The organism is Paenibacillus pini JCM 16418 (assembly GCF_000576305.1).
Taxonomy (GTDB): domain Bacteria; phylum Bacillota; class Bacilli; order Paenibacillales; family Paenibacillaceae; genus Paenibacillus_AQ; species Paenibacillus_AQ pini.
In genome coordinates this window covers 509,163-521,826 of record NZ_BAVZ01000001.1, presented here as the reverse complement: position 1 = coordinate 521,826, position 12,664 = coordinate 509,163, and the positions used below count along the sequence as shown (strand labels likewise).

The 12,664-nt window shown below is 36.6% G+C and carries 16 protein-coding genes; all 16 read right to left on the bottom strand.

Features of this window, described 5'->3' with window-relative positions; all coding sequences use genetic code 11:
• Nucleotides 1-230 precede the first annotated feature (230 nt).
• The 16 genes from JCM16418_RS02385 to JCM16418_RS02315 all read right to left on the bottom strand — a co-directional run bounded on the left by JCM16418_RS02385 (nucleotide 231) and on the right by JCM16418_RS02315 (nucleotide 12,600).
• Nucleotides 231-878 (bottom strand): hypothetical protein, encoded by a 648-nt coding sequence (locus JCM16418_RS02385; RefSeq protein WP_036645698.1) that lies wholly within the window; start codon nucleotides 876-878, stop codon nucleotides 231-233.
• Nucleotides 868-1,053: a hypothetical protein gene (locus JCM16418_RS24500; RefSeq protein WP_148298718.1), complete on the bottom strand. Its 186-nt coding sequence runs from the start codon at nucleotides 1,051-1,053 to the stop codon at nucleotides 868-870. Before JCM16418_RS24500 ends, JCM16418_RS02385 begins: the two co-directional genes overlap by 11 nt.
• Nucleotides 1,054-1,071: 18 nt before the next feature.
• Nucleotides 1,072-1,752 (bottom strand): hypothetical protein, encoded by a 681-nt coding sequence (locus JCM16418_RS02380; RefSeq protein ID WP_201769746.1) that lies wholly within the window; start codon nucleotides 1,750-1,752, stop codon nucleotides 1,072-1,074.
• Between the two features lie 1,544 nt (nucleotides 1,753-3,296).
• On the bottom strand, nucleotides 3,297-3,551 hold the full coding sequence (locus JCM16418_RS02365) for a hypothetical protein (RefSeq protein WP_036645696.1): 255 nt from the start codon (nucleotides 3,549-3,551) through the stop codon (nucleotides 3,297-3,299).
• A 600-nt stretch (nucleotides 3,552-4,151) separates the two neighbouring features.
• Nucleotides 4,152-4,658, bottom strand: a complete 507-nt coding sequence (locus tag JCM16418_RS02360) for an SRPBCC family protein (protein ID WP_036645694.1) — start codon at nucleotides 4,656-4,658, stop codon at nucleotides 4,152-4,154.
• 417 nt (nucleotides 4,659-5,075) lie between these two features.
• The gene (locus JCM16418_RS02355) at nucleotides 5,076-5,705 is read right to left on the bottom strand and encodes a hypothetical protein (RefSeq protein WP_036645692.1); all 630 of its coding nucleotides are present in this window, start codon (nucleotides 5,703-5,705) and stop codon (nucleotides 5,076-5,078) included.
• Between the two features lie 220 nt (nucleotides 5,706-5,925).
• Nucleotides 5,926-6,633 (bottom strand): phosphotransferase enzyme family protein, encoded by a 708-nt coding sequence (locus tag JCM16418_RS02350; RefSeq protein WP_242403685.1) that lies wholly within the window; start codon nucleotides 6,631-6,633, stop codon nucleotides 5,926-5,928.
• Between the two features lie 37 nt (nucleotides 6,634-6,670).
• Nucleotides 6,671-7,048 (bottom strand): hypothetical protein, encoded by a 378-nt coding sequence (locus tag JCM16418_RS25570; protein WP_242403684.1) that lies wholly within the window; start codon nucleotides 7,046-7,048, stop codon nucleotides 6,671-6,673.
• A gap of 195 nt (nucleotides 7,049-7,243) precedes the next feature.
• A complete protein-coding gene (locus JCM16418_RS02345; protein ID WP_036645691.1) occupies nucleotides 7,244-7,750 on the bottom strand; it encodes a GNAT family N-acetyltransferase in 507 nt (168 codons plus the stop codon).
• Between the two features lie 242 nt (nucleotides 7,751-7,992).
• Nucleotides 7,993-8,301: a GNAT family N-acetyltransferase gene (locus tag JCM16418_RS26550; RefSeq protein WP_373280688.1), complete on the bottom strand. Its 309-nt coding sequence runs from the start codon at nucleotides 8,299-8,301 to the stop codon at nucleotides 7,993-7,995.
• A gap of 6 nt (nucleotides 8,302-8,307) precedes the next feature.
• Nucleotides 8,308-8,478, bottom strand: coding sequence for a hypothetical protein (locus JCM16418_RS26545; RefSeq protein ID WP_306304740.1), 171 nt, complete (start codon nucleotides 8,476-8,478; stop codon nucleotides 8,308-8,310).
• A 228-nt stretch (nucleotides 8,479-8,706) separates the two neighbouring features.
• Nucleotides 8,707-9,177: an NUDIX hydrolase gene (locus tag JCM16418_RS02335; protein ID WP_036645690.1), complete on the bottom strand. Its 471-nt coding sequence runs from the start codon at nucleotides 9,175-9,177 to the stop codon at nucleotides 8,707-8,709.
• A gap of 226 nt (nucleotides 9,178-9,403) precedes the next feature.
• Nucleotides 9,404-10,465 (bottom strand): phosphotransferase, encoded by a 1,062-nt coding sequence (locus JCM16418_RS02330; protein WP_052019996.1) that lies wholly within the window; start codon nucleotides 10,463-10,465, stop codon nucleotides 9,404-9,406.
• A 594-nt stretch (nucleotides 10,466-11,059) separates the two neighbouring features.
• Nucleotides 11,060-11,506: a hypothetical protein gene (locus JCM16418_RS02325; protein WP_036645689.1), complete on the bottom strand. Its 447-nt coding sequence runs from the start codon at nucleotides 11,504-11,506 to the stop codon at nucleotides 11,060-11,062.
• A 228-nt stretch (nucleotides 11,507-11,734) separates the two neighbouring features.
• A complete protein-coding gene (locus tag JCM16418_RS02320; protein ID WP_036645688.1) occupies nucleotides 11,735-12,184 on the bottom strand; it encodes a hypothetical protein in 450 nt (149 codons plus the stop codon).
• Between the two features lie 191 nt (nucleotides 12,185-12,375).
• Nucleotides 12,376-12,600: a helix-turn-helix domain-containing protein gene (locus JCM16418_RS02315; RefSeq protein ID WP_036645687.1), complete on the bottom strand. Its 225-nt coding sequence runs from the start codon at nucleotides 12,598-12,600 to the stop codon at nucleotides 12,376-12,378.
• Nucleotides 12,601-12,664 lie beyond the last annotated feature (64 nt).

Here is a 12,664-nt window from a genome sequence, read left to right as displayed (position 1 = left end):
TTCATCTCCCTTAAATATTTCACCATAAATTCCTTGTGTTGTTATTGAACTAATCTGCCCGTAAGGTGGATAGCTTTTGACTAATGGAATATTGAGGGTAATTATGTGTTCGCCTGATTTTCGATAACGTTCCCATATTCACGCCGTCCGACAAAGTCGGATGTGTCTGCTAAAATGCTTCCTCTAAATCCATCCAGCAGACCTGCTTGAATATTATGGTATCTGAAGGACTATACTTCTCTAAAATACAATTCACGCAAATCATTAGCTATAGTTTTGTACCTTTGATAATCACCATTAATAATTTCATCATAAAATAATTTGAAGATTGAGACATAGTAAAATATGATTAATACAGTAGCTATAAATATTACAAATATAAGAATAACTATTTCTAATCTATCTATATATTTATTCAATATATTAGTATATGTAGCGGATATTATAGGAATAATTATAGTCAATATAATTCCTCGACCTATAAAGAATGGAACTTTCGCTTCTTCAGATTGCTTTTCCACCATTTTTATCAATAAATCTATTTTTTGAGGGTTTGTATCAAAACCTTCATTTTTCAAAAACCTTTTCAAACCATCCATACGGGCTTGATAATAACTTTTTCCACTGTTATCACTCTGAATTATACGATCACTTTCAAGTTTTGCCTCTCTCAAGAAGACTACATAACATAAAATTAGCAAGAGAAAGGAAGCATTTCCCCATAAAGAATTTATTTGACTTTTTAAAATGATAATTAAGGCTATACTAAATAGTAGAATGAATATTGTTTTGTTAAAATTAGTCCATCTCATCTTCTTAATTAAAATATGAAATAAACTAAGATCATCTTTGTAAAGTTTCAAAAGTTTATGTGCCATTTTTCCACTCCTTATAGTCATTCAGATAAATTTCCGCATTCACGAACCCGAGAACCTTAAGCCTCTTTGGGACGGCCGAGACGCGGTTAGGTTTGCAGGGTTGTCTGCCTGCCCCAACTTCATCGACTTTTCTTCTAGCAGACTCAGGGCCGCATGGCCCGCAGCGTGAATGCATTGTTATCTGAGGTAGACGTCATCCTTGAGTTTGTTGTAACACTTCCAATTTAGTTATTATCTGATCTCTAAAAACCTGCATTCGACGATATGCTATCACTGATTTATCCATTTCATATTGGATTCCTTGTCTCAGTTTCTTCAATTCCGCATGAATATGTATTGCATTTCTCATTTCATAAATATCAATTAGTTCTTCACCTAGCTTAGCAGTAATAAAACCCAGCTTAACAAAAAGCTCCACCTTCTCATCAAATCGGACCTTTGTTATATCTCGTTTTCCTGTTGTTTTGTACATAGTTAATATGTCTTTTCCATCATGAGTTAATGAGTCCAATTCCTTCGACACAGATATTTTATTGAATCTCTCAGTTATCAGTAATCCCTTTACTTCTCCAACATCTTTCATTGTGTTAAAAAGGATGTGATGTATGACTGCTTCATATATGGATGCATAAAAAAGAATTTGAAGTTTAATTTGAGCAGTTAACATGAAACCATCAACTTGCATTCCCTCTAATAGCTTATAAATATATCGAATAGACAAAAATTCCTCAGCTAGTCTTTGAGATAATTGCTGATCGTTAATGAACTTAAAAAAGTCCCTATGCCACTGTTCACTTGCGAGATGGCCTTTAACATAAGTATCAATTTCTTGTTTAATCTCCTCTTGAAATGCCACAAAAATTCCTCTTTTCATAACATGAACGAACATGCAAATTATTCATTTCAATTATTTCTTTATATTCTTATCTTAATAATTATAGTAAGGCATAATAAACAGATTTAACAATTTCCATCCACGAATGGGGCACCCACAATTAAACACTATATGTTCATTCTCATTTAAACTAATCACAAGTTTATTGCTTCTACATCAATCTATCTTCAAATATACCTCATGCTCTCCGGGAGTTACTTCTATTCTTAATTTACCCCCGTCTTCGATCTTCCCCATATGAGAATCATCAATAATTACTTCAAAGTTCCTTAACAAATTTGTATATTGAGATGTTCTAATTATTTCTATGTAGGTTTTTGAGTTCAACGTTACTCACATCCTTGTAATAATTTAGGTTTATATGGGTTAGGTAATTTCATATAACGTTCCCACATTTGTGACATTCGAGCGGCTTACGTGACCAAAGGGAACGGGTCGTTAGACTTAGCTGGTCGAAAGTGTCGCCTGGATTACCCTCGGCGACCAAGGAGCGCCAGCAACGACGCAAAAATGGAATGTTGTATGAGGTAATAAGACTACCTCGATTTATCCCACAAAAAATGTTTGATATATTCGTCCTTCTTCATGTCTTTGGTTGTAAATGTTATTTGTAAATTCTTTAATTACTTTAATCCAGAATTGTTGTGCAGGGACATTACTCTCAAGTTGATACATTTCCCTTTCACCTACGTAAAAATTAAATTATAAATTCGCTGCTTGTTTACCAATACCAGATAAACGATATTTCCTCAAAATAAAAAATGAGCAAGATGGTTATAATTTCTATTTAATTTACTAATATATTTTATTAATGTAAACTCTGCTATTTCTTTATCGACTTGAATTATAATTGCTAGATTTTCTATCGGTTTACACCAATAGTCATCAAAATCATGCATCAAATTATATAATCCATTTGTTCAATATCTACTCCAGTATATTCGGTAAAGTCGTACATATAAAGTTGCAAAAGGTTTTCAAATAGGACTTTTCTATCTTTGTTAACTTGGCTTAAACTAACTTTCATCATTTACATCTTTCCTTTGTCATTATTCCTTGTTATTTTTTATAACGTTGTATTCACGAACCCTAAAGGCTTAAAGGAGCATAGCGACTGGGTGGCTTCGCCACTTAGCCTTACAGGGTTGTCTGCTGATTACGCTTCCACGATAACCCTCGGTAGACCAAGGAGCGAACGCGACTCGGCGTACATAAGTTGTTATCTGAAGTTCAGCACTTCTCGAAATATTTTAAAAATGTTTATGTTATTTAGACCACTGACAGTGAGTACATATTTCACAGACCTTTTGGAATTCTTCTATACCCCTAAATTTCTTTGTGTGTCTAATCCATATATATAGTTCTTGAGCTGTATCAATCGGGCCACCGTTGTCTGCAAAACAATATTCCCAGCACAGTCCTTCATCAATAACTCTTTCTACTGCTGGACAAAACCATTCTCTCTCTTCTTCTTAAGCTTTTTCTGTTACTATACAATTTCAATAATTTTATTTGTCACTAAATTAAATTTGCTTCCAAACGTACAGCAAGTGAAGAGGTGCCTCTGGAGAACCATAAAATAATAGCCTAAAGCGTGCGATCGCTTCTCTATTCACATCAAATTCAGTAATCAAATATACATTCATACTCCAAAGACCAAATTTTTGATTGATATCATCATTGAAAATGGCAGGCGTATTGATCATTCCTTTAGGTAATTTATCTTGACCTCCTTCTTTCACGGGAAGAAATCGTATCTTACCGATTATTGATTCCATTTGTGTATCTCCTGTATCTTTCTTATTTTTGTTTTGCTGAATTTCAGATAACCGTTGTCGTATTCACGACATCCCACCGACTTAAGTAACTAATGGGAGCGGCCGCGACGCGGTTAGTCGGTGCGGATGTGTCTGGCCACTGTCCTGAAACCCCTATGCCGGACCGAGGTAGCTTGTCAACCGATCCGTGAATACATTGTTAGACGAAGTTTTCTCTCCTAGATCTACTTTCAAATTTTCAATCTTTAACCTCGTCATATTCTTGTTTTATTCTTCTAATCTCGCAATAATAGTTTTTCCAAAGAAAGTTTATTTCTTCCCTCTCCTTATATTAGAATTATAATCCAAAGCGATCTGTCCCCACACTTTAAATATTCGCAAAGAAAAAGCCGCGGCACCGAAGTGAATTCATACCTCCGACTACCTCGCGACTACTTTGTTTATACTTTATTAAATTAGGATCTTGATTACTATCAATAGAAATTCACCTCATTCTAAAGTCGGCATCCTTATTCTATCGTTTCTCGTTAGCTCAATGACCTTAGTGATTTAAAATAAATCTATTAGATCAATTTTTTACGTAAGAGAATTTTACATATTCTAACTCAGGAAGACAAGATAGTCGGCAAGTTTATCGAAAGTTTCCTCAAGATCTTGTTGGAGCTTCGGAGCCATACCGTTGTATGATTCTTGTTCCTCAGCGGAAGCGTTCATAGGGTAACCTTTCAGTTTTAAAACAGTTTTACCTTTGCTATCTTCAAACGTTATGATATTTAAAATTTCAAGAGGCCAGCTCGTGCTAAATGGCGCTCGGATCGTATTGCCCTGCTCATCGGAAAAGGATTGGATATAAGTAACTTTCTCAGGGTCGACAACCTCTTGGTACTCAAATTTTCTCCACATAACCAGATTTCCGTCAGGAGACGTCTGAAAACCTAACAATGTACCACCTGATTGAGCGTCCATTTTAACGACTTCGAGAGTGGATCCCTTTGGTCCCCACCATTTCGCGAAATGCTCAAGCTCTGTCCATGCTTTAAATACAAGTTCGCGAGGGCTATTGAATACACGCGTAATTTCAAACGATTGATTTAGATTATTACCCATGAAAACCCTCCTCCTTTATTTCACAGTTCAAAGATACTTAGTATCTGATATCCTTGCCTTTAGAACTTATAGATGCACTAATAGAGAATTTCGTCTAACGTTGTTGTATTCACGACACCCCACCACCTTAAGCCACGAAGTGGCGGTCGCAATGCGGCTAGGTGGTGCGGGTTTGTCCGACTGCTTTTGCTTCCCTGCTACAGAAATGCTCATTCCTGAATCCACTTCTAACTCCGGCCGGACCGAGGGGTGAATGCCCCGAAGCGTAAATATGTTGTTATAAGATGTCCCCGCCTTCGAAGCCATTACATACTCTGAGCTTTTCTTATTTATTCAAAAATGGTTTCATATTGATTTAAATCAAAATGTGTTATAAGATTTTTGCGAGTTCTTAGAAATACTGTCATAAATTCCACTTCAATCTCCGATATACCTGTATTCATATAGAGCCAATCCTGTATATAACACATCTATTTGAAAATCAAATTGCTCTAAGATACTAATGGGAATACCAAAAGTAAGATCATCTTCTCCATGACCATGAGAATAAGATTTAACCTCTATTTTTTGTCCTCCATGCTCAAAGGAAAAGGATTTTGGAATTTCTGCCCAATTCAAACTATAAATCATGCCTGTATTCTCAAAAGTCATTGATGTAATAAACTTTCCTTGAAGCTTTTTGGTATTTTGTTCGAATCTAAACATCATTACTACGTCATCATCATCTTGAAATACATGACGATATGTTTTATCGATAATTATTGTGGTATCCCCTACAGTTTTTAGAATCTGATTAATTTCAACAATATGGTCTTTGTCTTTTGGTATCCATTCTTTCTTAAAAGAAAAATTGACGGATTCCGAAGTGCTTACCAATGTTTTGTTCCAGTCATTCCACAACGCTATTGATTCAATACTTGCTGGTTCTGTTTTATACTGTTCATATCTTTTTTCTTTAGCGACTTTCCCGGAGTAATCAATAGCAAATAATATAAGGAAAACTATCAAAATAGGTATTAAAAATTTTAAAAGTTTTCTATTTTTCAAAATATCCTCCCATTGGTGTATTAATGATACCTCTTGTTTTTCGATATTCGCCGATTTCGTATAACGTTTGGGTATCTACGAACCCTTACCACCTTAAAGAAGCAAAGCAAATGGCCGCGACGCGGTTAGGTAGTGCAGGGTTGTCTGCCTGATTAGACTTCTACAAAATGCCTAGGGCAGACCAAGGAGCAGCGTTGCTGCCAGAAGCGTGAACATCGTGTTATAAGATGTTGGGGCTTTTCTCAATCTCGCTGAATGATGATAATTCTTCGGGAATTAAAGGTTCAATCACTTTAAATAAGAATGACTCGTCATTTATATATTCTGAAATATAAGCCAGAGCATATTTCTGTTCTTCGATTAAGCCAGGAGTTTCTCTAACATCCGACGAGTGGTGACAATAGTTTTCTATCATAAACATAATGAAAAAACATTCTAGATCGCGAATGTAATGCTTTTCTAGCTTAACTATACTCTCATAACCTTGAATAAGTAACCATCGGTGTTTAGGATAAAGCTCCAACAAGGCCGCTGCCATATCATACAAATAGTAACCATAACCACATCTCCCAAAATCAATTGGGTACGGGAGCCCGTTGTTAAATACCACGTTTCCGGAATGCAAATCCGCATGAATTAGACCGTAGTGACGAGCGTCTCTTTGCATGCGATCCAATTGATGGATGACCATTTCAATGGCTTTTTGATATAGCCTCCATGATCCTTCAGATAAAAATCTTGGATAATAATGCTCTAGTTTGCTTATGTCTTGCCTGAAACTAGTAATCCCCCAATGAGGTCGAACAAAATTATGTGGAACATCTAGATTTGCCGAAGCTACATGAAGTTTCCCCATCATTACGCCAATATTGAATACATGACTATCTGTGAATTCCCCTTTCCAATGATCTCCCTCGACCCATTTCATTATTGATACACAGGGATTCCGATACCCACCCTCCGTTTCACATTCCAAAACATAAGAGCCATAGCGATTTACAATCTTCGGGCACGATCATATCTTCTATTTTCCTTAATTCATTAAGATAAACTATCTCAGAAATAATTTCTTCTTTGTTTACTCTTTCAGAATGTATGCGAAGTAAATAATTACCGATTGTATTGGTTTCTATTTTGTATGTAATGGTATCAGACAATTGAATGAAACGAATACAATTCCAATCCAATTCATATTGTTGAATTGCCCATAGCGCAACGTTCCTTGCTCGCGCGAGTAAACTTTGTCTTGTTTCATCTGTATCAAAGTGAAAAAAGGCTTCAAAAAATTCACCTTCCCTATATATAATTTTTGCCCCAATTTCCGATAACGTTACTGTATCCACGACGTCCAACCGACTTAAGCTCCGCCAGGAGCCGGCCGCGATGCGGTTAGTCGGTGTGGATGTGTCCGGCTGATTCTACTCCCTCGAACTGAAATACCTCTTTGAATCCACTTCTAACTCCGGCCGTACCGAGGGACGAATGCCCGATGCGTGAACATGTTGTTATATAATGGGGATGCCTACTTTGATATACTCTCATTGGTTCTTAAATTCTTGTTGAATAGTGGTGTGCATTCCTTCTAACCCATCAATTTCTATTCTCTCTTCTTTTTCTATATATAAAATATTATGTACCTCATAATACTTGGTCCAAAATTTTACTGCTGGCTTATTTGTCTTTAACTGTGCTACATTGATTGTCCCTTTATATTTACTCAGTACAAGGTTAACTGCTTGATCAGCAATATTATTTCCTCTATATTTCTTTAAAACAAACAACTCTTGTATTGTAAAATCAGTTCCTTCATCTACGTATGGCGGTGAACAAACCAAAATAAATCCAATAATTCTTCCATTTTTCTTTATAAAGAATGGGTATAGTTCATTCCTTTCAAGGTACAAATAGGTATTAGTCGAATCGAATGTCCCATTCTCTATGAGTTCGTCACCATTATATTCTGATAGATCATACAAATATAGGTTGTATAGGTTTAAGAATTTTTCTTTTTGCTCTTTAGTAATTTGAGTTATTTCAATACTCATAGCTCCTGCATCTCCTTTAATGTTCTGTATCCCTTTCTTATAACGTTTGGGTATCTACGACTTTCAATGGCTTAAGGCATGAAGTGCCGGGTCGCTAGACTTGGCCGGTTGAAAGTGTCGCCTGATTCCACTTCTTAGAAAATCCCCTTGGTGACCAAGGACGGCAGTGATGACGCTGAAATGCAATGTTATACGCTGTTGCTGGCCTCATTGAGTTAACCAAAAGATTATTTTTGTATTCTTCAAGATAAAAATGATATCAAGCGTTTTTCATAGTACACAATTGTCATCTTTTCGTTAATTTCTTTTATTTCCCCTGTCTTCTGATAACCTAACTTTTCATAGAGATAACAATTACCCTGCTCTTGAAGTATTGTATCCAATTCCCAAATAACTGCGTCGTTATAGATATCCTCAATCATCGAAAAAACTTTTTGCGCAAAGCCTTTTCCCTGGTGTTCAGGCAGAATAAATACTGGACTAACGCGGAAAGTATTATTATCTTTTCTCACAATTCTAATTGCCCTAACGGGAATATTAGAATTTTTAATAATATACTAATCTGTAAACGATTGTTTTAATCTATCTATAATTCGTTCCACAGTTTCGTTAGCAGGACTGGTTTCAATATCTTGATACTTATTTAACAACGGCATGAATGCTTTATTCTGCATTTCGTGAATTATAGAAGCTTCATTAAGCCCTGCTTTAAATAAGGAAAGTTCCATTGTTTTACTCCTTCCGAATATACGCACCCTAATGTGTTGTAATTTTTCGATTTCAGCAATTGCATATAACTTTTGGGTATCTACGAACCCTTAAAGGAGCAAAGCGACTGTCCGCGACACGGTTAGGTGGTGTAGAGCTGTCTGCCGAATCCACATCCTAGAAATCCCTCTTGCAGACCAAGGCCGATAGACCGCAGCATAGATACGGTGTTATCGGATGTCGGATACTTATTGATTCCCTTTCAATATGCTTTGGATTTCTCCTACATATTCATTCATTTTATTCTTTACAAATGGGTCTATTCTTTCAGGCAATGCTGTTAGGTTATAGAATCTTGCTTCTACTACTTCATCTCCATCAGGTTTGAGTTCTCCCTCAAAATCCGTACTGATATATCCAATAATAATATTGTAATATTCATGTCCATTCCTTAGTTTTGTATATAATTCCTTTCCTGAGAATACACCGAATAATTTAAGATTCTTTATCTTTATACCAATTTCTTCTTCCACTTCTCTCTTGGCGCACTCCTCCACTGATTCCCCTAATTCCATTAAGCCTCCCGGTACTCCCCATGTATTATCTTGATACCGAACAAGTAAAATCTCACCCGCTTTATTCAGAATTAATATACTGGGTCTAACCAAAATTAACGGTGTATTACCAACTATCTCTCTTAGCGATTCTATATATCCCATACTTCTTGTAGCCTCCTTGTTTATTTTATTTTTGATATTTCCAGATCTTAAGTAATTCTCCGATTACCGATAACGTTGCGTATTTCTGACGTCCAAACGGCTTAAGGACCGATGGTCCGGGTGGCTCTGCCACTTAGCCGGTTGGATGTGTCGCCTGATTCTACTTCTCAGAAAATCCTTCTTGGCGACCAAGGATCGCTAGCGACGATGCTTAAAAACATTGTTATCAGATGTTGGGGTCTTCCTCGAGTTCGCTAAAAAACCCTATTTTTTCGGGATCTATAGGTTCAATCACTTTTAATAAGAATTCTCTATCATTTATATATTCTGTTATATAGGAAAGGGCATATCTTTGTTCTTCAATTAAACTAGGAATTTCTCTGATATCAGATGAGTGATGACAATAGTTTTCAATCATAAACATTATGAAAAAACATTCTAAGTCGCGAATGTAATCCTTGTCTAATTTGACTACGCTCTCATATCCTCGAATAAGTAACCATCGATGTTTAGGATAAAGCTCTAACAATGCAGCTGCCATATCATATAAATAGTATCCATATCCACATCTTCCAAAATCAATTGGGGATGGAAGTCCATTGTTAAACACAACGTTTCCGGAATGTAAATCCGCATGAATGAGACCGTAGTTTCGAGCATCTTGATGCATACTATCAAATTGATGAATAATCTTATCTATGGCTTTTTGATATAGCATCCATGCTCCACCCGATAAAAATCGTGGATAATAACGCTCTAGTTTAGTTACCTCCTGCCTAAAGCTAGAAATCCCCCAATGAGGTCTAACAAAATTATGTGATGTATTAATACTTGCAGAAGCTTCATGAAGTCTCCCCATCATAACGCCAATGCTGGATACATGACTATCTGTGAACTCCCCACTCAAATGCTCTCCCTCAACCCATTTCATCATCGAGACATATGGTTTCCGATACCCTTCCTCCGTTGCACATTCCAAAACATAAGAGCCACTGCGACTCATAATGCCTACAGGAACTTTTAAGTCATCGATTCTCCTTAATTCATTAAGAAAAATAAGTTCTGAAATTATTTCTTCTTTGTTTAATCTTTCTGAATGAATCCGAAGCAAATAATTGCCCATTGTGTTGGTTTTTATTTTGTATGTAATTGTATCCGACAATTGAATGAAATGAATACAATTCCATTCAATTTCATACTGTTGAATTGCCCATAGTGCAACATTCCTTGCTCGTGAGAGTAAACTTTGTCTTGTTTCATCTGTATCAAAGTGAAAAAACGGCTTCAAGACTTCACCTTCCCTGATTTTAATTTTCTTGACCCAATTTCTGATAACGTTCCTCATTCCTGACGTTCGAGCGGCTTAGATGAGTAGCAACGGGTCGTCAGACTTAGCCGATTGAATGTGTCGCCTGATTTCACTCCACTGGAAACCCTCATGCGACCGAGGAGCAAAGCGACGATGCTGGAATGTCATGTTATAGGATGTTGTCTCTTCTTCGAACAACCTTCAACTTTATCTTTAAAATCTCTTTTGTTTCCTACGGTTTCATAGGTTTCAATATGATCTTAAATTAATTAATCCTTGAGTACCACACTGTTTTGAAGTTATCAATTCATATTGTAATTACTATGTTACTTCATGCGTATCAAGATTTCTTATTGTCTTTCATATGTATCAGACGATTTCTTATAACGTCACTGTTCTATAAACCGAAAGGCTTAAAGGAGCGTAGCGACTGGGTGGCTTCGCCACTTAGCCTTGCAGGGTTGTCTGCCTGAATCGCTGAGAAACCATCGGGTAGACCAAGGAGTGTAGCGACGCTGCGTAGATATGATGTTAGGTGATGTCCCTGTCTCCTATGAAATACTCTACAGTATATTATTGAATTCCTGCTGTTCCAAAAGTATCATTAATCGCTCTTTCATAGTTATCCCACTTGAAAGAAAAAGGTCCTATATTAATAATTTTATTGCTAGGCTCCACCTTAAAGTCTTGCCATATAATAATATCGTCTTCCCTCTCAATATAAACAGAAATGAATCCACACTCTTCATCTCCGCACCACGGGCAAACTAGGATGGGATATCGATAATACAAATAATCGTGTTGTTTCTTTAATAGAAAGTAATCAATCATGTTTCTCTGATGTTCTTGACCTCCCCACCCTAGAGATGGAACCATATCATGCTTTCTGAGCATTTGATATAGCGATCTACCATCAATAATTAGATCTGCAAATTTGGTGTTTTTATTCCCATCTTGGTCCGGATCAAACTCATCATATCGTCTTGAAGGTCTAGTCTCTAAGTAATTTAAGGTTTTCATATTGCTCCTTTACACTATTTACAGAGATTTCAACTAACGTTCCCGTGTTCACGACGTCCCATCACCTTAAGCGAACGTAGTGAGCGGCCGTGATGCGGTTAGGTGGTGCGGATGTGTCCACCTGAATCCGATTCTTGGGAATCCCTCGGGTGGACCGAGGGCCGAAGCCCGAAGCGTGAACATAATGTTATCTGATGCCGATGCCTTCTTGAGATACATTTAATAATCTTATTTTTTTCGTTGGACTTCCTTAATAATTGGTTCTGAAACTGATACAACATCCACGATATGGTTAAGACATGCGATGCCATAATGCTTAAATGGACCCGGGTAATCCTCAGAAGCAAGTGTTCCTACTTTAATAAAGTCTAAGTATCTAGATTTGCTATAAATCCTAAAGATCCTACCTTCAAATTCTTCATAATCATCCCATGAAGTGTAACTTTCATTTCGAATTGAATATCCAATGTACCATTCAAAATCCATTTGTAATAAAGGTAATGTTTCATCTACATCAATCGAATATGTATCTTTAATTTCTGTTTTTCCAATTCTTATCGTTTCAGAAGTTTCACTAGTTCTACTTCGACTGAAGAGTAATCTAAGGGTGTTCTCCTCAGGCTCATATATTTGATCGAGGTAAATATCTTTTAAATTGAACAAATCAGAATACTCCAAATGAGTCACTTCCTTTAATGATCTTTATCGCACTTGCATCAGTTCCCGATAACGTTCCTGTATTCATGAACCCCGAAGGGGTTATCTGACGAAACTCCACTTCGAAATCCTTCCCGCAGACCAAGGCTCCAACGGAGCCGATGCTTGAATATTATGTTATACGACGGAATCACTTCACGAATATACCTTCACTATTTTTCTTCTTCAGGTACATATTCAATTAAATCAGATAATTTGCAGTTAAATGTATCGCATAGTTTGAATAAGGTTTCCAGCTTTGTTGTTTCTATATTCGTTTCCCTATATAACTTGTTGATTGAGTTCCGACTTAAGCCCGATCTCATCATCAATTCTGTTATATCATCTATTCGATGTTCTGCCATGAGCTCTCGTATATTGCACTTGATTACGTTCATTTTTTCCCCTCCATTGTTCTATCTTATCCTCCACATTGCTAATCATCAACGAAAAGCGAAGTTT

Coding starts and splice junctions, on each gene's coding strand:
- JCM16418_RS26545 (WP_306304740.1), bottom strand. CDS start 8,478: ATGGAACTTTCCTTATTTAAAGCAGGGCTTAATGAAGCTTCTATAATT.
- JCM16418_RS02380 (WP_201769746.1), bottom strand. CDS start 1,752: ATGAAAAGAGGAATTTTTGTGGCATTTCAAGAGGAGATTAAACAAGAA.
- JCM16418_RS02365 (WP_036645696.1), bottom strand. CDS start 3,551: ATGGAATCAATAATCGGTAAGATACGATTTCTTCCCGTGAAAGAAGGA.
- JCM16418_RS02325 (WP_036645689.1), bottom strand. CDS start 11,506: ATGAAAACCTTAAATTACTTAGAGACTAGACCTTCAAGACGATATGAT.
- JCM16418_RS02350 (WP_242403685.1), bottom strand. CDS start 6,633: ATGAAATGGGTCGAGGGAGATCATTGGAAAGGGGAATTCACAGATAGT.
- JCM16418_RS02345 (WP_036645691.1), bottom strand. CDS start 7,750: ATGAGTATTGAAATAACTCAAATTACTAAAGAGCAAAAAGAAAAATTC.
- JCM16418_RS24500 (WP_148298718.1), bottom strand. CDS start 1,053: ATGCATTCACGCTGCGGGCCATGCGGCCCTGAGTCTGCTAGAAGAAAA.
- JCM16418_RS02360 (WP_036645694.1), bottom strand. CDS start 4,658: ATGGGTAATAATCTAAATCAATCGTTTGAAATTACGCGTGTATTCAAT.
- JCM16418_RS02385 (WP_036645698.1), bottom strand. CDS start 878: ATGGCACATAAACTTTTGAAACTTTACAAAGATGATCTTAGTTTATTT.
- JCM16418_RS02315 (WP_036645687.1), bottom strand. CDS start 12,600: ATGAACGTAATCAAGTGCAATATACGAGAGCTCATGGCAGAACATCGA.
- JCM16418_RS02335 (WP_036645690.1), bottom strand. CDS start 9,177: ATGGGATATATAGAATCGCTAAGAGAGATAGTTGGTAATACACCGTTA.